Origin of the sequence: Lutimonas saemankumensis, assembly GCF_020171465.1 — a bacterium.
Classification (GTDB): Bacteria; Bacteroidota; Bacteroidia; order Flavobacteriales; family Flavobacteriaceae; genus Lutimonas; species Lutimonas saemankumensis.
In genome coordinates this window covers 111,703-133,793 of record NZ_JAIUZR010000001.1, presented here as the reverse complement: position 1 = coordinate 133,793, position 22,091 = coordinate 111,703, and the positions used below count along the sequence as shown (strand labels likewise).

Sequence of the window (22,091 nt, the reverse complement as noted above, 5' to 3'; positions counted from 1 at the left end):
CTGATTTTTTTAAGACTGTCCTTGGTTTCCAATCCCCTCTCTTTAAGATTTTTCTTAAATTCTCATTGGCCTCTCCCTCCACACTAAGCTATTATTCTTCTCGAATATCAACCTTCCTCAAACAATTCCTTCGATAAATAATTATATACCTTTGAAATGTAAATAGGTCAATTCGTCCTAAATCGTTTTTTCAAAAGGTTTTTCTTAACTTATTTCGTCTTCTATTTTATAGGAAAGTACTGGCGAATCAACAAACCAAACCTTTTTCCAGGTATCTTTTCATTGAACTAACCATAAAAACTTATAAATACAATGTTTAAAAGATTTACACTCCACATTTTACTTACACTCTTACTAACAGGCTCAATTGGATTTATTCAGGCGCAAGAAGAAAATTCTTATGCCATGTGGGAGAGTTTTTATATCACTCCGGACAACACAAAACTGAAAGCTCTGGGAGAAGCAATGGCCAATCACAACAAAAAATACCATAATGAGGACGGCCCTTATCGAGCCACGGTTTACAATGTGATGACGGGCCCTAATACAGGGAAAATGGTCTGGCAAATGGGACCGCTGAATTATTCTCATTTGGACGGAAGACCCTCTGCCAATGGTCATGATGAAGACTGGAGAGACAACGTTATGCCTAATGTCAAAAAAATATCTTCCGGGGAATACTGGAAACAAAATGATGAGGTATCAAATACCCAAATGCTGGCAGAAGGTGGCTATGAATTTAAAGTGCTTCACATTAGATACCATGAAGTTGCGAAAGGCGAAGGTCACCAAGTCAAACATCTTATGGGACAAATAGGTGAAACCGTTAAAGCCATGGAAGGTGAAAATCCCTGGGGCGTTTACATTAATGAATTCAGACAGGGATATGCTATTGGAAGGCATATAGCTACGGTAGGATTCATGAAGAACTGGGCCGAATATGATGAGGATAATGATTTTAAGGCCACTTTTGAAAAAGTACATGGTGAAAATTCCTGGCAGAACTTTGTTGACGGAATGGATGATACGTTCTCGAACAGTTGGGACGAGGTCTGGGAAGTCAATACCACTTTAAGCGGAAACTAATAACTATCTTAAAATAGCTTTTAACCGGAACCAATCCCTCTGTAGGTTCCGGTTTTTATTTTACAATGATTTAATCTTATTCCAGACCTTAATCTCATCACTTTCATCTATCCCTTCCTTGACCTCAACATTAAGACCGTCGCTGATACCCAATACAATATCTCTTTTTTCAAATTGCTTGTCACCAGTTTTGACCTCTACGAAAGGCTTTTTTGTACTTTCATCAAATTGAACCAAAGCTTCCTTTATGGATAAAACACTATCAGCACGTGCCAGAATAATTGATGCATTTGCACTCAAACCCGCTCTGATGAAAGTAGTGTCCGCCTTGTGCAAAGTTCCTTTGATTTCAAACTGAATAGCTCCATTTTCTAATTTTCCTTTAGGTGCTATATAGTCCAAAACAGCATCAAATGTTGTGTTTTCTATGGCTCCAACTGTTATTTCAAGAGGATATCCTTCTTTAATTTTTCCAACCTCAGACTCATCTACTTTTCCTTCAAAAATCATCCTGTTCACATCAGCCAGAGCCGCAATCGTCGTTCCTTCATTAAAATTATTGCTCTGTATAACCTGATTTCCAACTTCCACAGGCATTTCCAATACCATACCAGAAACCGTGGATCGAATCAGTGTATTTGCTGAATTTCCCAATCCTTTTGTAGATCCCGTTTTTACGATATCATAATTCTGTTTAGCTGCATTATAAGATTGTTCTGCCTGTTTATACGTCACTTCAGAACGTTCCATTTCTTCTTTGGAAATCACTCCCTTTTGAAAAAGGCTTTGTTGTCTGTCAAATCTTCTTTTCTCATCTGCCAAGGCTATCTCAGCAGTCTGAATAGCATTTTTCGCCTGGTTCAAAGTGGCCAGATTAGGAATAACCTTAATTTTTGCAATCAAATCATTTGCCTTTAAAACATCTCCTCCTTCAACATAGATTTCTTCAATTACACCCGATATATTTGGCTTAATCAAGACCTCCTCCAATGGAATGATACTACCGGTAGCAACGGTTTTATTGACGATAGTTTTCTTAGTGGGCTTTTCGGTAAGATAGACAACCGGGTCCTCCTGGTTTTTAGAATATAAATAATACATAGCCCCTGCAAAGGTAACTAGGATAAATACTAAAATAAAAATTGTTACTGACTTCTTCATTGTTCTTTTTAATATTAATTTATTCTGTTCTTAATGCTTCAATTGGCTTCACTTTAATGGCATTTTGAGCGGGAATCAAGCCCGCAAGTAAACCGGAAACAATTAGTATGGTCAAAGCAATTGTAATTACCCCCAGATTCACACTGGGGTTGGCAAACATATCAATGGGTTCAGACATGTCCAGAGCGTAGTTCAATCCGAAAATCAAAAGTGCTCCAAAGGCAATGCCAGCCATGCCAGAGATAATCGTCAGAAACACGGATTCTATTAAAATCTGTCCGCGAATCTTCCCGGGAGTTGCTCCAACCGCTCTTCGTATTCCTATTTCTCTTGTTCTTTCCTTTACGACAATCAACATTATATTACTGACACCAATTACTCCTGAAAGAAGTACAAGAGTACCCACAAAATAAGCGATGATCTTTAAAGCCATAAACAAGTTCTCAACTCGTTGGAAGCGCTCATATATATCAAAGTGACCCACGGCTCGCTTATCTTCGGGATGAATCTTGTGATTCTTCTTAACCAAATCAAAAATCTGCTCCTTAATATCCGTTATAGGCGTTCCGTCATTCGCAGTTATCGCCATCCATCCCACTTTGTCACCTCTGTTAAAGGCCTGAGAAAATGATGTAAAGGGTACATAGATCTCTTTCTGCCGTTCCTCGCTGTCTCCATTTGAAGTTTTCTTGGCATAAGTTCCAATCACCATAAAATTTACCCCGTTAATCTTTATGTAGGTTCCCAACACTTCTTCTCCCATGTCATAAAGACTTTTGACTACACCTTCTCCAATTATGGCCACTTTCGTTTTGTTATCAATATCATTATAGTTTAGGAATCTGCCTCTGGTAATATCCATGGGTTCCTGCTTAATAATCTCAGGGTAATCTCCATATACATTGAATCCTCCAGTCTTAAGGCCTCTTATAACATTGGAACCTCCGTTAAACCCTCCTAATCTGTTTCTTGGTGAGACAAACCTTAGTTCGTCTATATTATTTTTGATGTCACGAACATCTTTAAGGTCGTAACTATAACTGCGTCCTTTCGACATTCCCTGATAGGATTTAGTAACTGTCTGAGTCCACATGAACATCGTATTGGTGGCTATATTTCCAAAATCTGCCTTAATTCCGTTTTCCAATCCCTTTCCGGCAGCGAGAAGCAATATCAAAATAAAAATACCCCAAAACACACCAAAAGCAGTTAGCAGGGTCCTACCCCAGTTTGTGGTCAGGACTTCCAGTATTTCATTCCATTTATCTCTGCTGAACATGCTTATAGATTTATTCGTCTTTTAATGCCTCAATTGGTTGAATACTTGCAGCTCTCCATGCCGGAAAGAATCCCGCTATTGCTCCGGCAACTATCAGGACAGTTACCATAGACAGGGCAATTGTCAAATTAACCGAAGGGTTGACAATATAATCCACCTCAACATTCGGCCCTACGATTTCCAACAATCCCATACTTAAAATTAATCCTGCAAATCCTGAGACAGCAGTTACAAAAACCGATTCCTGTAAGATCATTCCAACTATGGACCATGGTTTTGCTCCTAGTGCTTTGCGAATTCCAATCTCTCTTGTCCTCTCTTTAACAATAATCAACATAATGTTGCTTACACCTACAACACCGGCAATTATGGTACAAATTCCTACAAACCAAAAGAAAAAAGCAATATTGTCTGTAAGTGTATAGTATCGCTTTGCCTCATCCAGCATATTGTGAACATTGATGGCACTGTTATCCTCAGGAGAAACTTTATGAACCTCCTGTAAATATTGTTTAATTTCGGCTGTAAATAATCCAGAAGCCTCAACTGCCTTTTCAAAGGTTTTTTCTGGTTTAAGCGTATAGGTAAGATTGCTCAATCTGTCAGATCCATTAAAGACAGCCTGTGCCGTCGAAAAAGGTATAAACAGGTTATTTTCCTCTCTGTCACCTCCTAAATCACTGTAAATGCCGACAATCCTGAAATTAATTCCAGAAATCTGTAAATACTCATCCAGAGGGTTTTCAACATCCTTAAGCAATTCATATTTAATCTTGTTGCTGATTATAACCACTTTGTTCCGGTCATCAATGTCCATTTGATTGATGTATCTGCCCTCTACCATCAACTGATTTTCGATTTGCTGATAGGTAGGATGAATACCTCTTATGGCGTAAGAAACCGATTCATTCTTATAATTTGAAGTTGTACCCCAGGGAACTCTGAAAATTGCCGATTTGAATTCAAGCTGGTCAAAATAAGTATCATAAATATGATTGTAATTTTCATTTTTAAGTTGAATTCTCCTACCTGGATTTAAACCTTTATACTCCTTTGTGGTCCTCTGGGTCCATACCATTATCCTGTTCGAAGCATCTCTTTCAAATTCTTTTCTAATACCATTTTCCATACCTCGCCCAAACCCGAGGAGAATAACAAGAATAAATATACCGGACGCAACCGAAAGACCCGTCAAAAAAGTTCTTAACTTATTCTTTCTGATTGTATCAAAGATTTCCTGCCACCTGTCAATATCAAACATCCTGATTCAACTAATTTTGATAAACTTGGTTTTATTGTAACTAATAGACGCTGAAAACCAAAGAAATGTTACAGTATTTTTCAAGTTTTTCAATATGTTAAGAATCGATTTTTTTTGAATAGAAAAAACTGAATTTCCGGCATTTTTTTAGCCTAAAAAAATGCCGTTTAACTCTTTTTATTTCAATTTTTAAAAAGGTAATTCCAGCCGAAAAAATCCTTATTGTGAATTTCGAAGAGATACATTACAAACTCTTGTATTTTGTAAAATAATTGAAATTTTTATTACGAAAACGATATTGAATATGGATACTTCAAAAATATTATAGAATTTTTATTAATGTGACAATTGTCATGTTCTGAATTGATAATTGGATTTAATTTTATTATAACTTTAAATTTAACCGTCATGTTAGCTAAAAAATCCCCAAAAGCAGAAATTGGAGCCTACAGCAAAATCTTTTTTCAGCTAGGCTTACTTCTTTCTTTAGTGATCATTTATATTGCTATTGAATGGAAAACTTTTGACAGAACCGTAAGCGAATTAACCGCAATGAACATTCAGGAAGAGGAAGTGATTGATATTCCTATTACCGAGAGAATTCAAGAGGTCAAGCCACCTCCTCCACCGCCACCGGCTCCTGAGGTTATTGAAATTGTTGCTGATGAAAAAGATATCGAGGAAACCATTCTGGAATCCACTGAAACTGATGAAAGTGAATACGTGGAAGTGATTGAAATGGACGACATAGAAGAAGTGGTTGAAGAAGAGCAAGTTGAACAGGATATACCTTTTGCCATTATTGAAGATCCTCCGGTTTTTCCTGGATGTAAAGGAACCAAGGCTCAAAAGAAAAAATGCCTTCAGGATAAAATTACCCAGCATATCAGTAAAAACTATAATACCGGATTATCACAGGACCTTGGATTGACTCCCGGAAAGAAAAAGGTTTACGTTGTTTTTAAAATTGACAAAACAGGAAAAATTTCGGAAGCAAGAGCCAGAGGTCCTCACAAAAGACTGGAAAAGGAAGCCTTAAGAGTCGTAAATATGCTTCCCAGGCTAACACCCGGTAAACAAAGGGGTATGCCGGTTGGTGTATCTTATACACTTCCAATTACATTACACGTTCAAATCTAATTCCATTTATTGTTGATAAAGCTAAATTAAATATTTAGTAATTTAAGGAGTTAACATTATGTTAGCTCCTTTTTTGTGCAGCCATTTCTGCAAAAGAAAATTTATAGCTTTCAGACATTTCATGTCGCACTCATTTGATTGAAATGATTTAAATTTGCATCTTATTTAGATAAAATGAGAAACATTTTCTTTTTTTGCGTTTTTGGTCTGGGTTACATTTATGCTGTCAGAGGACAGGAAATCATACCTTTTCCAGACTTGAGCGAAAGTCATATTGCGGTATACAATCAATCAAACCTGATTGATGAAAAAAATTATAGCTATTACACCAAAGAATATCAGCAGGCGCTCAAAAGTATTGATCTCGAAATTCAGAATATTGATAAAAAATTGGAAACCGTTTCAAATCCGGAAACCAAAGAAAGACTTGAGTCAGAAAAAGATATTCTTGTCAGGAGCAGGTTATCTATTCTAAAAGAAGCTGATCTTGTCGAAGACTTATATAAATTCTATTAGACCTCATATTCTGGTCAATACAAAAAAGATATCCAAACTTTTTTCTGACATCCTTCTCATTTGATTAACAAAGTTTTAACATCCAACGACACCTCTTGTCAGGAACTATCCTTGCTTAACGGTTTAATTTTACCTCAAAATTCAAAATGGAGTTAAAATGAATAAAGTTTTAGAATTAATCGAGCAGATAAGATTTGCAGAATTAAAGAAAATTGATGTATTGAGTAAAGGTTCCGAGAGTTATTTAAGGGATTGTTCAAACAGATCCGAACCAGAAGAAAACTAGGCCTTAAAAAGTCAGAAGATTCCTGACGACCATTCAATAATTGACGTCAAAAATAGATAATTCATATGAAGTGAAATCAGTTTCTGACAGACTGAAAAAAATAATTAATTATCTGATATTCTGAAACATAAGTTAAAGCCAGATCAAGAAGGATTGGAATCATTAAATTTTTTGTTCAAGTTTTTTTGAAATAAGTTAAACAATTTGTATCTTTACCGTGTAATTCGGAGGATGATACTTAATACAACATATACGAACAAAGATCATGATGCCACCATCAATGAAATGGTGGGAAAGCCATTCGGGCTATGGGACAAAATAAAAATGAGCGGAACCGGTTCCGGAAGAATGATTATAACTGATGTCAGCCCAAGATTAGAAAGAGCCTTGTTAAATGGCCCTGACATAAATTATGCTAATATTGAACTTAGACCAAAAGGAATTTTAGTCAGAATTACCCGTAGACTTGACAATTTCACCTGGATCATTCCTTACTATCAGCTTTACACCTACCTCACGAACGGATTAAGTATACACGGACAAGGAGAGTTTCTCCATTTCAGAAACGATCGCTTCCTAAAAAATAACAAGGATTTTATAAAAAAAATGTTGAATCTCAAGGTATTGTTTACCAAAGATCATTATATCTAAAACCAGAGCTTATGAAACTTTACAGCTTAATAACAATTTGCATCACTCTGGGTCTTTTCTATGCGCTCGCCGTTTTTGAGCAAAACAAAAAAGCAAATGAAGAGAGACTGGAGTCAAACTTCAAGAAAATCACAACATTTCATCACAATCTTGCTTGCACAAGAAGTTTTACATTGAATGAAGCTAGTTTTGATATGATTGTCACAGGAAAAGAACACAGATACCTGAATACCGGAATTACCTCATTGGACAGGGAAACTGAATATGATGATGAAAGAGATAATATGAAATCTTTTCTTGTGGCCAGTGATGATTAAAGAATATAAAAAATTAAAAGAAAAAGTTATTTAATTAATTCAGGTCTTATAGATTTAGAGAATGTTGAGGGGCATGTGACTGATTATAAAAGTTGAATCTATTCTATAAGACCTTCCCTATTCTGCCTGACCTTTTTAACAAAGAGTAGGATGAAAATAACTTTTAAAGTTATTCCCGTTACTATCATAAGTGCAGGATTTATATAATCGAAAGAAATTGATCTCAAATAAAGGCCGGAAAGAAACAACGCTAATCCAGTGAACAGAAAAACGAGTTCGGATCCTGGCATATACTCGCCACTTCTTGCCTTCATAATGATATAGACTGTCTTCATCAAAACACCCGTTAAGATCAAAATTAGTCCCGTTATCTCAAAAGAAAAAATCTTGCGGAAAAGAATTCCTGTAATCAACATTGCTATTCCAATGAAAAGAAGTGCCTTTGATTTCATATTTACATGTTATCGCGTAAAATTAATCACAAAATCAGGAATAGAAAATGACAATCGTCATTATACACGTGACATATCAACTGATCATAAATTATTTGAATTCTAAATCATAACCAAAAATCGGTATTTCCAATCCAACTATAAACCTCCAGCGCGATACTGCTATTCTGGATGAATCACCATTACCCTCATCTTGTAATTCACTAGTGGGCAATTCGACCGGATCAGAAAAATCTCCGGAAGCCCTGGAATAGGTTGATCCCAAAACCACTTTCATTTTCTTTAATTTAATATCCACCCCGAGTCCATAATGGAAAAAGTCTTCATCAAAGGTAGCGTCCCTTTCTTCCTCATCTATTATATCAAATGCGTTGGATCTTGATTTTACGGGTGAAAAATCAGTTGAAAAACTTCCGTAGATATTTAATTTTTCGTTCAAATAGAATTCTCCACCCAATCCAAAATTGATGACGGATCGTAACTCTTCACTGAATGAAAATCCGGTTCCCCCATCCTCTGCAGGAGGTATAACCAGCCTGTCATATTCCGATAATCCGCCATGCCAATCAGCTTTAAAATGAAGTTTGTTTTTCCCAAGTGGAACACCGACCCCAAACGAAATACCCAAGGGCTCCTTCCTTTTGGCATCAAGATCCCTGAAATCATAAAATGCAAACTCATCTTCATTTTCTCCAATCCCGGAAAGATAATTTTGGTATCTGAATTTCCCTCCGGAAATCACTTCAAGATAGGGTAAATCAACATTAACTCCCAGGTCAAACTTATTCAGGGTCCAGGCCAGTCCGAGTTTCCAAAAAATTCCATAGGACAATTGGCTATATGATATTTCATTATTAAAAATATCTACGTCGGATAATCCCGACAAACTCGAAAAACGAACATCATATAGACCGGAAACATTATAGACAGATACAAATGTCGAGATTCCAACACTGAAATTATCCTTAATCTTCATTCCCCATGTCAGGCCAAACCATTCATCAGTCTCCTTATTATCTAAGTGGAAATTCCCTACAAGTCTTTCAATATCCTCATTATCTATCCTTTCAGGATCAACTTCTTGTGAGACATTAAAATTTAAACGGAATCGTTGTTTGGACAGGAAGGAATACGCAAATTTATGTTTATCCCACTTTTCTATATTAAAGGTTCCGGCTATTAAACTAGGAACACCTTCAAATCTCGAATCTGAAAGCTTGCTGTCACGGCCAAAAACATTGGATAGATCCAAGGAACTTATCTGATAAGCCTTTGCATTTATCGTAAAAACCGGATCTTCGATGAGCGCAATACGTGATGGATTATAATAGGTGAGCCCAAGATCATCAACACTTCCTGTTACATTCCCGCTTAATAAGAGTGAACGGTTACCAAAATTTTCCTGATTGTAATATCCCTGACCATAAACAAGTAACGGTAAACAAAAGGCCAAAAATATAATAATGCTGTATCTGGTTGACATCAATGGAAGATTTGGTTATAATAAAGATATACAATTCTTTGAAAATATTTTTATCGATAGTTATCAAACTTTTAAATTTCATCAAAATCATTTTAGCCTTGAAAAAATCTTACTTAGGTTTCCTTTTCACATCCAATTAATATGCATAAAAAGTCGAAATAAAATTCTTATCTTTAAGCTTCTGAAAAAAATTCGGATTAATTCATTAAAAAATTGAATATCTAAACCTAAAAACAACAAATGATGAAAACGAAATTTACTATTATCACATTGTTCCTCTTGGCATTCTCTTTTGGATCTTATGCTCAAAAAGATGTATCTGACAAATCTGCTGAAGCCATCAAGGAATTCAAACACACCAATGACAAAATAACAAAGTATTTCAATTCTGCATATGGATATGCTGTGTTTCCTTCAATTGGAAAAGGAGGTCTTGGAGTTGGAGGAGCTACTGGAAACGGAACTATTTACCGTGGAGGAGCGGTGGTTGGAGATTGCAGAATGTCTCAGGTTACCGTAGGATTCCAAGCCGGGGGCCAGGCCTATTCTGAAGTGATTTTCTTTAAAGACAAAGCGGCATTTGATCGATTTACAGGAGATAAGTTTGAATTTGCTGCACAGGCTACGGCTGTTGCAGTAACCGCCGGAGCTTCTTTTGATGTGGATTATCGAGATGGAATCCTGATCTTTACGCATGCAAAAGGCGGACTGATGTACGAAGCTTCCGTAGGTGGCCAAAAATTTAAAACGGAAATGAGATAATTTTTATTTTGGATACTAATTAAAGTTAAAAAACCTGCCTTGAAGCTTACAAGGCAGGTTTTTTTTATGATTTTTATCGAAAAAAAATGGTTCATTAGTTTGATCTGTTGAACAAGATCCCAATACTAAAGAAGAGCCTTACTTTATTGATGTCATTCACATAGGAAATATCAAAGTTCAAAGGCCCCAAAAATGAGTTATACCCAACATTTACACCTGTGGAAACAATACTGCTGGTCTCAAAACTATCCGACCAGCTTCCTTTGGGTGAAAAGGCATTTTCAATATATTCCTCAAACCCTCTGAATCCGACAGTTGCCAAATTAACATGAGGAGTAAGGAAGAACTTCGAGAAAGGATTCAATTGCATGGCCAAATTAACCCGCATCATTTGACTCACTATCAATTCATCCTCATGAAGGCCAGGGAAAATATAAGTTCCCTTTCTCGGTCCAAGTAAAGTTCCCCCCAATGAATATTTCGCTGCAAAACCATAATCGCTGAACCAGTTGTCATCCGATTTCAGATCATCTTCAAAAATAAAGGCAACATTTGAACCAACGATACCGGTTAATTTATCATTTAATCGCCACCTTTTTTCAAAATCCAGAGTCAATTTACTAAACCCATTTGTAGGTCCACTGATATCCTGAAAATCCTCTTCTGAATAATCTACTACAACATCGTGGATAAAAGAACGCGCTACTCCTCCCCGGAAGAAAGTTCCCTTTGTTGGAAAATATACCTGGTCCATTTTACTGAACAAATAGTGAAGATCCACTTCAAAATTACTGAAGGCATACTTTTCAAGGCTCAGAATATTGTCATTGATATCCGGATCAATTTTAGGCTTTAATCTCGAGTACTCATAACTTAGGCCAATACCAGCGTAACTATGAAGTGAATTTAAATTCTTGTTGAACTGATTATCGAATTGAAAATAATTCGATTGCCAGTTATCAGCCACTTCTCCCTTTAAGAAAAACTTTTGATCGAGGAACTCACCAAATACCTCTGATCGCCACCACCAGGTTTTTTCCGGGCCAAATAACTTTTGATACTGAACTCGAAATCTTGGCTGAACAGCAATATCAGCTGTAACCAGAAATCGGGACGCCTTTCCTATAATATTACGACCTGTATAATTCACCATAACCCCAACACTTCTGTAAGAATCATAATGCAAGGAGCCCTTTATCACATTCTGAGATCGTTCAAATCCATTTAAATGCAGCTCCAGTTTTCCATCTTCGAGACCACCATCATAGGTTATTTGATTAAAAAGATTTGTCCCCATCGCCCTGTCAATACCGGCAATCAATTCTTCAGTAGAATAGGTAGTCCCTGATTGAATGTTTGCCCTGGCCTTAACCAGTTCAAGGTTTGCCTCGCTAACACCATGATAAAATACACTATCGAGAATAAATGCATTTTTAACCTCAGGTATCTTGTGTTCTCTTTGCTCAAATCCTTTTAGCTGCTCAGAAAGTTCAACCAAACTCTCCAATTTCTCCTTTGTAGCCTCCTTACCTTGTTTGTAAATTTCCGAGGCCTTGGTAAAATCACCAGTAGAATAAGTTAAGTAAGGCATATGGTCAATCAGTATGTCACAGGCCTCTCTGTTCGCAGGATTTTTCAAATTACTTGTAAGCATCCCAGCCTGAAACAATAAAGAGGGAATACTGTTTAAGGCTTCCTTCTTTTGCATTCCTCCACCAACATCACTTCCAATGATGATGTCATACCCCAATTCTTTCGCTATATCAACAGGAAAATTATTCAAAACACCTCCATCAACAAGCAGGGTTCCTTCGTAGGGAACCGGCTCAAAAACCCCGGGAATTGACATACTGGCCCTCATGGCCAAATTCAATGATCCTTCTTCAAACAAAACCTCTTTTCCATTCACGATATCCGTCGTCATTGCCCTATAAGGAATCGGGAGATCATCAAAATCATCAATATTAAATACAGGATAGGTATATGCCGACAGAAATTCTCTTAACTTTTGATCCTTTAACAATCCTGAATTAACCTTTGGCTTTCCTTCAATAATATCAAAATCAACAAGATGCCTCTTAAATTCACTTTTTTCCTCCATACTCACATCATCCAGAGAAATATCACCTCCCAGTAATTCGGACCAGTTAGCCGTATGAGCAATATAGGATATACTATCACCCGAAAATCCCGCGGCATAAAACCCTCCAACAACGCTTCCCATACTGGTCCCAATAACCATATCGGGAACAATGCCAAGGGAATCGAGAGTTTGCAACAAAGGAATATGGGCGATTCCTTTAGCTCCACCTCCACTTAACACAAGGGCAACTTTGGGTTTTTCTTCCTGAGAAAAGACCTGAAATGGAATTCCCAGAAACATCAGTAATAGAATTAGATAAATACGATTTTTCATGAAAGTTCTTTGAAAATTACATCGGACCAAAGATAAGGTTTCAATAGATACGGGTATTAAATAAACTTATTCAGATATATAATTTTATTTCAGCTAATTAATTTAACCTCTCCCTGATATAATTGTCTTTCTCCTTAATGAGTATATCAATTACTTCCATCAGCCTGCCCTCCACATATAAATCGATGATTTTCTTTTTCTGGCAATATCGAATGAATGGTTCTATATGTGTTTTGGGTATACCCATTTGCGAAACAAAAACATCATCTCCCAGTTCCTTACGGAGATTTGCCGGAGCCTGTCTTTTTTGTTGGATCAAATTATTCTTTTCCGCGTTTTCTTTGCGTTTCTTTTTCCCAATCATCGAGACCAAGTTTAAAATATTGGCAGAAGGAACCACATAATTGCCGCTTGTTGGATCGTCATACCCCTGATTTGAAAAATCCACGGCTTCATCAGTGACCAGCGGAAGTGAATCTCTCATTCGTTTGGTGTCAATATAAAAAAGACCGTCAAGATCATGCCCCTTTAATTCAATTTCACTCAATTCCTCGATTTTGGGCCTTAGCTCAATTTTTAAATATTTCCTCTCTATGATTTCTTCATCCACGATCAATCCCAGGGTATGGAATTGAATTCCGGAAAATATCAAGGTATCATTGACGGCAGCCGAGATCCTAAATTCTCCGTCAAAACTACTGATTGTTCCCTGACGACTGCTTAAATTAAGTATATGAATATCGGGCAAAAGGACAGAATCACTTTGAATCACACCTTTTAGCATTATCCTTTCTTGTGCCAAAAGGTCACCACTAAAAGCCAATGATAGTAATAGTAAAACGGGGAGAATTCTTTTCATTCAGGTCAATTATCATTTCTTTCATTTCAATTGATAACGAATCATATTCTTCACCATTCAATCAAAAAACAATAATAAAAAAAACGATTGACATTAAAGAGAAAGCTTCTCAATTATTAACATAAAATTACCAGAATTCAAAAATTAAGAAAATTAGATGAACTGTTTAAATATTATATATTTACAAGGAATATAACCAATCACCCTATCCCATGAAAAAAATTTTACTCTCGGTAATTATGACATTGATTTCCTTAAGTTTTGTTTCTGCACAGGAAAAAGAAAAATTGTCCCCGGTAGAATTAATGTTTGAATATTACAACGATGAGTTCAAACCCTTTAATAAGGGAAAATGGTTCACTGCTCTAACCTTCAATATTGAAGATGAAAATCTCCAGAGTGGTAACAAATTGATTGGATTCGATAAAATAATTGAGGGACAATCATTTAATTATGAAGTGAAGCTCAAAGGGGGATACTCTATAGGTAACTACAGTTTTGTAGGACTTGGCATAACACATGGAAGAGATAAATCTGAAGGAAAGGGAATCATTTTATTGGATACCCTTAACAGCGAATCCGTAACGAATAAAATATTATCTCTCCTTATTTACGTACCTACTACCCTTTGTCAAAAAATCAAAGACTCAGCTTTTTTAATGAGATTAAAATGGATTTCGGTTTCGGAGACACTGAAGTTAAAAGATATAATAACCAGGAGCTAACAGAACAGGAAAACACCGATGAATTTATGTTTGGAATAGGTATCAGTCCAGGAATCAACTTTTTCGCGATAGAAAATTTTGCATTTGAGATCCAACTTGATGTTCTTGGTTATGAGTACGAGCGGTCTGTAACAATTGACGACGAAGGAAATGAATTAATTACCGATTCACACAACGTAGACTTTAAACTGGATCTACTCTCGCTTAATTTTGGGCTGGCATATTATTTTGGAGCGAAAAACTGAATCGGCTATTTGCTGCCTACTGAACGTGTTTTATAATGTAATGAAAATCAGATCATAGTTTGAAGAACTTCCCACACATTATCAGCAAGAATAGCTTGACCCTCAGCGGTTGGATGAATACCATCAGCTTGATTCATTTCTGGTATGCCCGCTACATCCTCCAGTAAAAAAGGAACGAGCCGAATCTCATTTTTTTTAGCTAGATCAGGAAATATCATTTTAAAATCATGGGTATAGTCCTGTCCCATGTTGGGAGGAATCTGCATACCCGTTAACAATATTTTGACCTCGGGATTATGTTCGCGGACCTTGTCGATTATCGTTTGTAAGTTATTTCTTGTTTCGTTTAATTCTATTCCGCGAAGACCATCATTGGCCCCAAGTTCAAGTACAAAAATATCCACTTTCTGCTTGAGAACCCAGGATAGCCTGTTCTTGCCACTGGCAGTTGTTTCCCCGCTAAGTCCGGCATTTATAACTTTGAAATCAACGGACATTGAATCAAGTTTTTTCTGAATCAGTGCCGGAAAAGCCTCTTCAATTTCCAGGCCCATACCCGCTGTCAGGCTATTCCCAAAAAACAAAATTGTTTTTTGCCTGTTTTCAACCTCTGTTACAGATTCAACCGCGTTCTCATGATTTGACTCCTCTTTTTTCTTTGTTTCATTTGCACAGGAGATAAAGAAAACCACTAAACACAAATAACAAAACTTTAACATATAGCTCATAATTCAAAAAAAATACTTTTGTTCATTTTCCTTATCTTTCTGATCCTTTAATTCAGAAAATTCCCAATGACAAATATATTAAATGTAAAGCATCTTGAGAAGACCTATTCGAGTGGTGAAAAACAGTTGAAAGTACTGGATAATATTTCCTTTTCTATTGAGGCGGGAGAGACTTTTGCCATTGTGGGTCCTTCTGGAAGTGGAAAAACGACACTTTTAGGCCTTTGTGCCGGCCTTGATCAATCCGACCAAGGTGAAATTGAACTCTGCGGAACCAATCTCAGTGATTTGAACGAGGATGAGCGAGCCTTACTCCGCAACAAGCATGTTGGGTTCATATTTCAAAATTTTCAGTTACTTCCCACCTTGACTGCCCTTGAAAATGTTACTGTTCCATTAGAATTACAAGGCATTAAAAAGCCTGAAGGCATTGCAAAGGAGCTACTTGAAAAAGTTGGGCTATCAGACAGGCTCGATCATTACCCTTCTCAGCTTTCCGGAGGAGAGCAGCAAAGAGTTGCCCTGGCGAGAGCATTTTCAAATAAACCCAGTATTCTGTTTGCAGACGAGCCCACAGGCAATCTGGATGCTGAGACAAGTGAAAAAGTAGTAGATCTGCTGTTTAGATTGAACAAAGAAGCCGGTACCACCCTGGTCATTGTAACGCACGATATGGATCTCGCCAAAATGAACCAAAGAATCCTTCGGCTTCAGAGTGGAAAAATTATGGACGAACAAAGTGTATTATAAAAGTGAAAGGAAAAGTTAAAACAAAGAGTTCCTGGCTTTTTAAAATGGCATGGAGAGATGCCAAGGCAAGCTTTAAAAAACTGTCCTTGTTCATGGGGTCTATTGTTCTTGGAATTGCCGCAGTGGTATCCATTCAATCCTTCAGCGAAACGCTGAAAACAAATATTGACCTCCAGTCCAAGTCTTTGATGGGAGCGGATTTCCTAATCGACAGTCGTTATCCACCTAATGAAAAAGTACAGCAGATTATAGATTCCCTGGGAGGAGCAGACGCTCGCGAGATCAATTTTTCTTCAATGGGTCTGTTTCCAAAAAATGGGGGGACTAAACTTATTCAGGTAAAAGGAATTGAAGGTGATTTTCCTTTCTATGGAAGTTTGGAAACTTCTCCTTCGAGTGCGGCAAAAGAATATCAAAAAAAGGGTGGAGCTCTTGTTGATGCCACATTAATGCTTCAATACGATATTAACCCGGGAGACAGTATAAAAATTGGAAAAGTCACCCTGCCAATAACAGGGTCTATGGCGACTTCACCGGGAAGTGGAGGATTCTCAAGCGGAATTGCCCCAACAGTTTATGTACCTTACAGATTTATTGAAGCAACCGGTTTGATTCAAACGGGGTCTCGGCTTGAATACCAATTCTATTTCATTTCTGATCCGGAAACAGACCTGGTTATGCTCAACAAAAAGCTTGATCCTATCTTGGACCGGGAGGATGCCGATATTGACACACATCTGAGTTCGAGCCGGCAATTAGGTCGACGCTATGAAAATTTCAGTGTCTTCCTGAATCTTGTGGCATTTATTGCTCTCTTGCTCGGGTGCGTGGGAATTGCAAGTTCGGTAAACATTTATATAAAGGAGAAATTAAAGGATGTCGCCGTTTTAAAGTGCCTGGGAGCCACGCGAAGGCAAACCTTTCTGATCTTTCTTATTCAGATCTCTGCAATGGGTTTCCTCGGAGGTTTTACAGGGTCGATTCTTGGAATAGGGCTTCAGGAACTTTTCCCTTATATTTTTCGGGACATGCTGCCTTTTGACATTGTCACAACGGTTAGTCCGCTTTCCATGGTACTGGGTGTGGTATTAGGTTTCTTCATGTCCTTATTGTTTGCCTTATCACCCCTTTTGACAACCTGGTATGTCTCACCGTTGAGAGTATTGAGGATCGAAGATACAGAAAACCTGAAATCAAGAAGAGCCAATATCGTTGTAAGCCTCATTATTTTATTGTTCCTGTATTTGTTCTCTTTCTGGCTGATGCAGAGCTGGAAGTATGCCTTGTATTTTATTCTCGGTATCATCATCACTTTTTTAATACTTATTGGCGTCACCCGATTGTTTATGACCCTAATTAAAAAATTCTTTCCTTCTTCCTGGGGCTTTATTTCAAGGCAGAGCCTGTTAAATTTGTTCCGACCACAAAATCAGACCATGACCCTGATATTGGCTATTGGAGTAGGAACTTTTTTGATCAGTACTTTATATTTTACAAAGGATATGCTGCTGGCTAAACTCACTTTCGATAGCAGTGGAAACACCCCTAATATCATCCTTATGGATGTTCAAAATGACCAACGCGAAGAAGTAGCTGCAACTTTGGACAAGGTCATTGACAACATACCTATTGTGACCATGAGAGTGAACAGCATAAAAGGGAGAACAGTAAATGACATAAAAAAAGATACCAACAGCAGGATAAATCCATGGATCCTTAATCATGAATTCAGGGTAACCTACAGAGATTCACTGATCGACTCCGAGTCAGTTTCCGAGGGAGAATGGATCGAAGAAGAAACTTATGATCCTTCAAAACCTGTTCCTATATCTATTGCCGAAAGTATTTCAAGAGACGCATTTATCAGTGTGGGAGATACCATGTCTTTTAACGTTCAGGGTGTGGTTATGGAAACAAAAGTAGCAAGCATAAGAAAGGTTGACTGGGGAAGAATGCAATTGAATTTTTCCATTGTATTTCCAAAAGGAATTCTTGAGAATGCCCCGCAGTTCAATGTACTTAGCACGCATGCACCCAATGAAGCTGAGTCTGCAAAACTGCAAAGCACCCTGATTCAGAAGTTTCCAAATATCTCCATTATAGATTTCAGACAAGTTTTGATATTGATTCAAAATGTGCTTGACAAGATTTCCTGGGTTATCAATTTTATGGCTATTTTCAGTATTTTCACAGGTATAATAGTTCTTATCGGTGCGGTAAGGACGAGTAAATTTCAAAGAATTAAAGAAAATGTTTTGCTCAGGACCCTGGGTGGAACCGGAAAACAAATTTTAAAAATAACGGCATTGGAATACCTCTATCTAGGGGTTCTAGGGAGCTTAAGCGGAATATTACTTTCATTGATTTGCGCTCAGATTCTTGCCTACTTTCTTTTTGAACTGTCATTTATACCTTCGATGTTCCCATTTGTTGTTTTATTCCCAGGGATAAGCCTTTTGGTTTTAACCATAGGCCTGCTCAACAGCAGAAGTGTTTTAAAAAGTCCCCCGCTTCAAGTGTTGAGAAGAGAAGGAATCAGTTAAATTTTTTAAGTACGCTAGTTGTTTTTAAACTAACACAAAAAACGTATTTTTATGTCCTATTAGAACGTCTTGAACTAACCCTATTCATCCTTGAAAGATTCGAAATACCTTAAGATTCTCCTTCTTTTAGTGATAAGCTTTTCTTCTTTGGTTTCCTTTGCTCAGAAGACTGATACCATAGTTCATATCAACGGAAATATCCTAACCGGTGATTTTAAAAGGTTGAATTCCGGTGTGGTGACATGGAAAATGGATGGCATGGGGACCATCAGCCTTGAGGAACCAAAAATTCAGACGATTATCTCTAATAAACTCTTTGAAATAAAAATGGATAATGGAAGAATTTATTTCGGTTCATTTGAGGCTAGTGAGAACCCTCGAACAGTAAACCTTATCCTTCTCAATGAGAAAATTTCAGTGAAGGTTGAAGATATCGTAGAAGTATATCCGATTAGAAACAGTTTTTTCAGGCGCCTCAGCGGAAACTTCAGCCTTGGTGCCAATTACGCAAAAGGTAGTAATGTGGCCACGCTCGTGTTTTCCGGGAATCTTGATTACCGAAAAAGAAATAGTATCTTTAGTTTGTTTTGGGACACCAACGATACCTATCAGGGGGATAGTTTGAGTTCAAGTAAGTCTGATGTTGTTTTGGGATGGCAACGAAATCTCAGTAAAGGCTGGGCAACTGATGTTTCCATTGGAGTAAGTCAGAACCTCCAACTGGGAACCGATCTAAGGTGGAATTTAAACCTGGGAGCCTTAAAAGACCTTATGTACAATGAATGGAACAGGCTTTACTTTTCGATGGGTCTCAATATGTCTCGTGAAATTCCTGTAGGAGAAGGTGCCATAAAGGAAGACCTGGCCGGATTGTTCCAGCTCAAATGGAAGATCTATAAATTAACCGGAGCAAAAGTCTGGCTTGACGCCGATATCACTTATCTGCCTTATATTACGAATGACACCAGGAACAGGGTCTCTGTAAACCTTAACCCCAAGGTCAGTATCTTCAGTAATAATTTTAAAATAGGGCTAAGTTTTTACTACACTTATGACAGCCGTCCTCAGAACGTCGATGCCGCCAATGATGATTATGGTTTAAATTTGCAGTTTACCTATTCTCTTAACTAACAACTGCAAGATACTTTTTGAGTAATTTCCTGATTTAGATTCGTTTTATCCAATCTACTCCTCCTTTTATCAAAACAGGCCTCGCACTTTGAAAACAAATGCAGGTCCCAGGTATCTGCGAAAACTCTTCCGGCTCTCAAAGAAATTCCAAAATCCAGCACCTCCTCGAGTGATTCTAACGATGGTTTACTAAATTCCCCTTTGGCCATCAATAAATCCATGGCGCCGTTACCGGCCCTTACCGGAATTACCGTACAACATTCCACCCCCTTTTCAAAGGCAAATTCAATCGATCTTTTAGCCCAGTACACCCCTTCTTCTTCATTCATAAAAGGCGGTCTGAGAAGAATAAATGCACGACTCCGGATCTTATGATTATTTAAAAAGTCAACGGCCCTTGAAAAATCCTCAACTGTCATCTTCTTATTCAGTTTTCTCAGAATTTCAGGATGAATGGTTTCCAGGCCAATAGCTACCTCCAGCTCTCCCGATAACATATCATTAAAATACAGGCTTCGCTTATTGATCAGACTCGGGTGTCCCTCTACAATAACAGTTTCAAACCGGGAAACCAAAGATGCGATTTCCTCGTATTCTTGATGGGGAATTGATTTCTCATCAAAAAAACTCCCGCTGTTGTAAAGTTTCAATTGTTTGGCCTCTTTCATGTAAGGCAATACTGATTCGATCTGATGTGGAATTGCACCTGAAGGGGTGGGACCCGTTAGGGTATTTTTCCAAAGATCACACATCAGGCATTTAAAGGAACATTCTTTATTGCTCAAAAAAATAGTTCCTGTGTTTTTTACCACTCGGTCAAAACAAAGTTCTTTTTCAACGAACCAGTCATAGGGTTTCAGTGGATCTGTTTTATTTCTCTCAGGGCGAGTTGAGACAATCCATTCAGTATCGAGCGAATATACTGAATCACTGCTCATACTTTGAAAGAAACTCTTTTCTATAGGTAATTTCCCTTTCAGGAAAATGCTTGTTAAAATTATTCATCGAAGCTGCCCCGTGTTGAAAACGTCTTTTTTCAAATACAGGCATATCCATTCCGGTAATCGCCTTCACTCCCGCCGCAACAATCTGCCCCTTAAGATCGTAGAGCTTTTGATGATCCCAGTCCGTCAGATCAATATAAGGAATACCTTCGGAAATTTCGATTACATTGGGAAGTGTATAAGGGCTAAAACCTTCAAACCCGAGTAGATCAGCAGGGGAAAAAGTTCGCATATAGCCTCTGCTCAATCCTCCCGAATAGGTTAAGGAGTGTTTGATTGAATCAACTCCCCAGCCTTCGTGATAAAGCATTAAATTGTTTAATACACTTTTGATTGTCAATTCGGGGTTGTCCTCTATTGGATAATCTTTCAGGTTCTCGTCTCCACCGTCTCCATCAATAATATACTTCCAGTCAGGATATCTTGACCTGATTCCCTGCAGAAGAGCCAGATTCATGGTCGCCGACTGAATATCAAGAGGTTTATAGTCTTCTACCACATCGATGGCTTCTCTCCAGTCAAGAGATTGATAGTCAAGCTCAACGGGTTCCAAAAACAACTCCAGTCCCAGTTTTTCCATGAATTTACGCGCTTGTAAAAGGTCTGCTCCCTCCCCTTCTACTGATAAAGTAAAAGCCTTGAGCCTTGAAGGGCTTTCTCCAAGTTCTATAAGTGCATGATACATCAAAACAAAAATGGATCCACTGTCTATACCCGCTGAAAATGTAACCCCAATGGGCCCTTTTTGTGCCCTGTATTTTAACCATTTTTTAATCTCCTGATATACCGTCCCTATATATTCCCGACCAATTTTTTCAATTTCATCAGGTCGATATGAGTTTCTTTTGGGAGTAAAAAACCTTTCATAAACAGGATTCGGGTCAGGGCATCCCAGCAATTCTATTCTGGTCACATAATGTGCGGGAGCCATTCTTGTGTAAGAAGGATGAAACTGATCATCCATTCCTTCTTTTTTCAAATGCTCATAAATAACATCAATACGTTCAGCAATGATCAGTTGAGGACCCACGGCTTGTTTGGCAATGAAATACCTTATCGGACGCCCAATTGACCTCGCCATTCTTATGGTTTTGCCTTCCACCGAAATCAGGCAGAACTGACCATCAATTTTACGAATTTCTTCCACATCTCCCGACTTGACAATATCAACAGCCTCCTCATGACTCATATTGTAAATCACATTTTTTGACGGATCCGTCAGATCAACCACCTTGCTAATATATTGGCTATTCATTATAAAATAATTGTTTTAAATTTTGAATTGCTAATTTAAGC

General features: G+C 37.7%; 22 protein-coding genes. 12 read left to right on the top strand and 10 right to left on the bottom strand.

Annotation, left to right across the window (positions count from 1 at the left end; all coding sequences use genetic code 11):
* The first annotated feature begins 312 nt into the window (after positions 1-312).
* Positions 313-1,086: a hypothetical protein gene (locus LCM02_RS00550; RefSeq protein ID WP_224926359.1), complete on the top strand. Its 774-nt coding sequence runs from the start codon at positions 313-315 to the stop codon at positions 1,084-1,086.
* A gap of 60 nt (positions 1,087-1,146) precedes the next feature.
* Here LCM02_RS00550 and LCM02_RS00545 read toward each other — a convergent pair whose 3' ends face one another.
* Genes LCM02_RS00545 through LCM02_RS00535 form a run of 3 tightly spaced genes read right to left on the bottom strand, consistent with a single transcriptional unit; the run spans position 1,147 to position 4,787 of the window.
* Positions 1,147-2,247, bottom strand: coding sequence for an efflux RND transporter periplasmic adaptor subunit (locus LCM02_RS00545; RefSeq protein ID WP_224926358.1), 1,101 nt, complete (start codon positions 2,245-2,247; stop codon positions 1,147-1,149).
* A gap of 19 nt (positions 2,248-2,266) precedes the next feature.
* Complete coding sequence (locus LCM02_RS00540; RefSeq protein ID WP_224926357.1) at positions 2,267-3,526, bottom strand: ABC transporter permease; 1,260 nt, start codon at positions 3,524-3,526, stop codon at positions 2,267-2,269.
* A gap of 10 nt (positions 3,527-3,536) precedes the next feature.
* The gene (locus LCM02_RS00535) at positions 3,537-4,787 is read right to left on the bottom strand and encodes an ABC transporter permease (protein ID WP_224926356.1); all 1,251 of its coding nucleotides are present in this window, start codon (positions 4,785-4,787) and stop codon (positions 3,537-3,539) included.
* Positions 4,788-5,195: 408 nt separating this feature from the next.
* On the opposite strand from LCM02_RS00535, the gene LCM02_RS00530 reads away from it, so the two are divergent.
* The 5 genes from LCM02_RS00530 (at position 5,196) to LCM02_RS00515 (ending at position 7,697) form a co-directional block, all read left to right on the top strand.
* On the top strand, positions 5,196-5,927 hold the full coding sequence (locus LCM02_RS00530) for an energy transducer TonB (RefSeq protein WP_224926355.1): 732 nt from the start codon (positions 5,196-5,198) through the stop codon (positions 5,925-5,927).
* 174 nt (positions 5,928-6,101) lie between these two features.
* Positions 6,102-6,443 carry a hypothetical protein gene (locus tag LCM02_RS00525; protein WP_224926354.1) on the top strand — a complete coding sequence of 114 codons (342 nt, stop codon included), beginning with the start codon at positions 6,102-6,104 and terminating at the stop codon, positions 6,441-6,443.
* A 157-nt stretch (positions 6,444-6,600) separates the two neighbouring features.
* Complete coding sequence (locus LCM02_RS15910) at positions 6,601-6,729, top strand: hypothetical protein (protein ID WP_262902470.1); 129 nt, start codon at positions 6,601-6,603, stop codon at positions 6,727-6,729.
* A 231-nt stretch (positions 6,730-6,960) separates the two neighbouring features.
* A complete protein-coding gene (locus tag LCM02_RS00520; RefSeq protein ID WP_224926353.1) occupies positions 6,961-7,380 on the top strand; it encodes a hypothetical protein in 420 nt (139 codons plus the stop codon).
* An 11-nt stretch (positions 7,381-7,391) separates the two neighbouring features.
* A complete protein-coding gene (locus tag LCM02_RS00515; RefSeq protein WP_224926352.1) occupies positions 7,392-7,697 on the top strand; it encodes a hypothetical protein in 306 nt (101 codons plus the stop codon).
* Between the two features lie 98 nt (positions 7,698-7,795).
* On the opposite strand, the gene LCM02_RS00510 is transcribed toward LCM02_RS00515, so the two are convergent.
* Together LCM02_RS00510 and LCM02_RS00505 are read right to left on the bottom strand one after the other, a co-directional pair.
* Positions 7,796-8,149 (bottom strand): hypothetical protein, encoded by a 354-nt coding sequence (locus LCM02_RS00510; protein ID WP_224926351.1) that lies wholly within the window; start codon positions 8,147-8,149, stop codon positions 7,796-7,798.
* A 91-nt stretch (positions 8,150-8,240) separates the two neighbouring features.
* Entirely contained in the window at positions 8,241-9,632 is a 1,392-nt protein-coding gene (locus LCM02_RS00505; RefSeq protein ID WP_224926350.1) for a porin family protein, read from the bottom strand.
* 243 nt (positions 9,633-9,875) lie between these two features.
* Here LCM02_RS00505 and LCM02_RS00500 point away from each other — a divergent pair, with 243 nt between their 5' ends.
* Positions 9,876-10,394 (top strand): YSC84-related protein, encoded by a 519-nt coding sequence (locus LCM02_RS00500; RefSeq protein ID WP_224926349.1) that lies wholly within the window; start codon positions 9,876-9,878, stop codon positions 10,392-10,394.
* A gap of 94 nt (positions 10,395-10,488) precedes the next feature.
* Here LCM02_RS00500 and LCM02_RS00495 read toward each other — a convergent pair whose 3' ends face one another.
* The gene (locus LCM02_RS00495) at positions 10,489-12,810 is read right to left on the bottom strand and encodes a patatin-like phospholipase family protein (RefSeq protein WP_224926348.1); all 2,322 of its coding nucleotides are present in this window, start codon (positions 12,808-12,810) and stop codon (positions 10,489-10,491) included.
* 97 nt (positions 12,811-12,907) lie between these two features.
* Positions 12,908-13,669, bottom strand: coding sequence for a hypothetical protein (locus LCM02_RS00490; protein WP_224926347.1), 762 nt, complete (start codon positions 13,667-13,669; stop codon positions 12,908-12,910).
* Positions 13,670-13,881: 212 nt separating this feature from the next.
* Here LCM02_RS00490 and LCM02_RS00485 point away from each other — a divergent pair, with 212 nt between their 5' ends.
* Positions 13,882-14,394, top strand: coding sequence for a hypothetical protein (locus LCM02_RS00485; RefSeq protein WP_224926346.1), 513 nt, complete (start codon positions 13,882-13,884; stop codon positions 14,392-14,394).
* The gene (locus tag LCM02_RS00480) at positions 14,340-14,639 is read left to right on the top strand and encodes a hypothetical protein (protein ID WP_224926345.1); all 300 of its coding nucleotides are present in this window, start codon (positions 14,340-14,342) and stop codon (positions 14,637-14,639) included. The genes LCM02_RS00485 and LCM02_RS00480 overlap by 55 nt, the downstream gene beginning before the upstream one ends.
* Positions 14,640-14,686: 47 nt before the next feature.
* Here LCM02_RS00480 and LCM02_RS00475 read toward each other — a convergent pair whose 3' ends face one another.
* Complete coding sequence (locus LCM02_RS00475; RefSeq protein ID WP_394369924.1) at positions 14,687-15,367, bottom strand: arylesterase; 681 nt, start codon at positions 15,365-15,367, stop codon at positions 14,687-14,689.
* A 66-nt stretch (positions 15,368-15,433) separates the two neighbouring features.
* Between LCM02_RS00475 and LCM02_RS00470 the strand changes: the two genes are divergently transcribed.
* The 3 genes from LCM02_RS00470 (at position 15,434) to LCM02_RS00460 (ending at position 19,791) form a co-directional block, all read left to right on the top strand.
* Entirely contained in the window at positions 15,434-16,117 is a 684-nt protein-coding gene (locus LCM02_RS00470) for an ABC transporter ATP-binding protein (protein WP_224926343.1), read from the top strand.
* Positions 16,118-16,161: 44 nt separating this feature from the next.
* Entirely contained in the window at positions 16,162-18,660 is a 2,499-nt protein-coding gene (locus LCM02_RS00465; RefSeq protein WP_224926483.1) for an ABC transporter permease, read from the top strand.
* Positions 18,661-18,750: 90 nt separating this feature from the next.
* A complete protein-coding gene (locus LCM02_RS00460) occupies positions 18,751-19,791 on the top strand; it encodes a DUF481 domain-containing protein (protein ID WP_224926342.1) in 1,041 nt (346 codons plus the stop codon).
* Here LCM02_RS00460 and LCM02_RS00455 read toward each other — a convergent pair.
* A complete protein-coding gene (locus LCM02_RS00455) occupies positions 19,788-20,729 on the bottom strand; it encodes a radical SAM protein (protein WP_224926341.1) in 942 nt (313 codons plus the stop codon). The genes LCM02_RS00460 and LCM02_RS00455 overlap by 4 nt on opposite strands.
* Entirely contained in the window at positions 20,719-22,050 is a 1,332-nt protein-coding gene (locus LCM02_RS00450) for an asparagine synthase-related protein (RefSeq protein ID WP_224926340.1), read from the bottom strand. The genes LCM02_RS00455 and LCM02_RS00450 overlap by 11 nt, the downstream gene beginning before the upstream one ends.
* Positions 22,051-22,091 lie beyond the last annotated feature (41 nt).

What these genes read in the sequence shown, in the direction of transcription:
- LCM02_RS00515 (WP_224926352.1), top strand. Translation starts at nt 7,392, where the DNA reads ATGAAACTTTACAGCTTAATAACAATTTGCATCACTCTGGGTCTTTTC.
- LCM02_RS00545 (WP_224926358.1), bottom strand. Translation starts at nt 2,247, where the DNA reads ATGAAGAAGTCAGTAACAATTTTTATTTTAGTATTTATCCTAGTTACC.
- LCM02_RS00485 (WP_224926346.1), top strand. Translation starts at nt 13,882, where the DNA reads ATGAAAAAAATTTTACTCTCGGTAATTATGACATTGATTTCCTTAAGT.
- LCM02_RS00505 (WP_224926350.1), bottom strand. Translation starts at nt 9,632, where the DNA reads ATGTCAACCAGATACAGCATTATTATATTTTTGGCCTTTTGTTTACCG.
- LCM02_RS00495 (WP_224926348.1), bottom strand. Translation starts at nt 12,810, where the DNA reads ATGAAAAATCGTATTTATCTAATTCTATTACTGATGTTTCTGGGAATT.
- LCM02_RS00490 (WP_224926347.1), bottom strand. Translation starts at nt 13,669, where the DNA reads ATGAAAAGAATTCTCCCCGTTTTACTATTACTATCATTGGCTTTTAGT.
- LCM02_RS00520 (WP_224926353.1), top strand. Translation starts at nt 6,961, where the DNA reads ATGATACTTAATACAACATATACGAACAAAGATCATGATGCCACCATC.
- LCM02_RS00500 (WP_224926349.1), top strand. Translation starts at nt 9,876, where the DNA reads ATGAAAACGAAATTTACTATTATCACATTGTTCCTCTTGGCATTCTCT.
- LCM02_RS00525 (WP_224926354.1), top strand. Translation starts at nt 6,102, where the DNA reads ATGAGAAACATTTTCTTTTTTTGCGTTTTTGGTCTGGGTTACATTTAT.
- LCM02_RS00535 (WP_224926356.1), bottom strand. Translation starts at nt 4,787, where the DNA reads ATGTTTGATATTGACAGGTGGCAGGAAATCTTTGATACAATCAGAAAG.
- LCM02_RS15910 (WP_262902470.1), top strand. Translation starts at nt 6,601, where the DNA reads ATGAATAAAGTTTTAGAATTAATCGAGCAGATAAGATTTGCAGAATTA.
- LCM02_RS00470 (WP_224926343.1), top strand. Translation starts at nt 15,434, where the DNA reads ATGACAAATATATTAAATGTAAAGCATCTTGAGAAGACCTATTCGAGT.
- LCM02_RS00450 (WP_224926340.1), bottom strand. Translation starts at nt 22,050, where the DNA reads ATGAATAGCCAATATATTAGCAAGGTGGTTGATCTGACGGATCCGTCA.
- LCM02_RS00530 (WP_224926355.1), top strand. Translation starts at nt 5,196, where the DNA reads ATGTTAGCTAAAAAATCCCCAAAAGCAGAAATTGGAGCCTACAGCAAA.
- LCM02_RS00480 (WP_224926345.1), top strand. Translation starts at nt 14,340, where the DNA reads ATGGATTTCGGTTTCGGAGACACTGAAGTTAAAAGATATAATAACCAG.
- LCM02_RS00465 (WP_224926483.1), top strand. Translation starts at nt 16,162, where the DNA reads ATGGCATGGAGAGATGCCAAGGCAAGCTTTAAAAAACTGTCCTTGTTC.
- LCM02_RS00455 (WP_224926341.1), bottom strand. Translation starts at nt 20,729, where the DNA reads ATGAGCAGTGATTCAGTATATTCGCTCGATACTGAATGGATTGTCTCA.
- LCM02_RS00475 (WP_394369924.1), bottom strand. Translation starts at nt 15,367, where the DNA reads ATGAGCTATATGTTAAAGTTTTGTTATTTGTGTTTAGTGGTTTTCTTT.
- LCM02_RS00510 (WP_224926351.1), bottom strand. Translation starts at nt 8,149, where the DNA reads ATGAAATCAAAGGCACTTCTTTTCATTGGAATAGCAATGTTGATTACA.
- LCM02_RS00540 (WP_224926357.1), bottom strand. Translation starts at nt 3,526, where the DNA reads ATGTTCAGCAGAGATAAATGGAATGAAATACTGGAAGTCCTGACCACA.
- LCM02_RS00550 (WP_224926359.1), top strand. Translation starts at nt 313, where the DNA reads ATGTTTAAAAGATTTACACTCCACATTTTACTTACACTCTTACTAACA.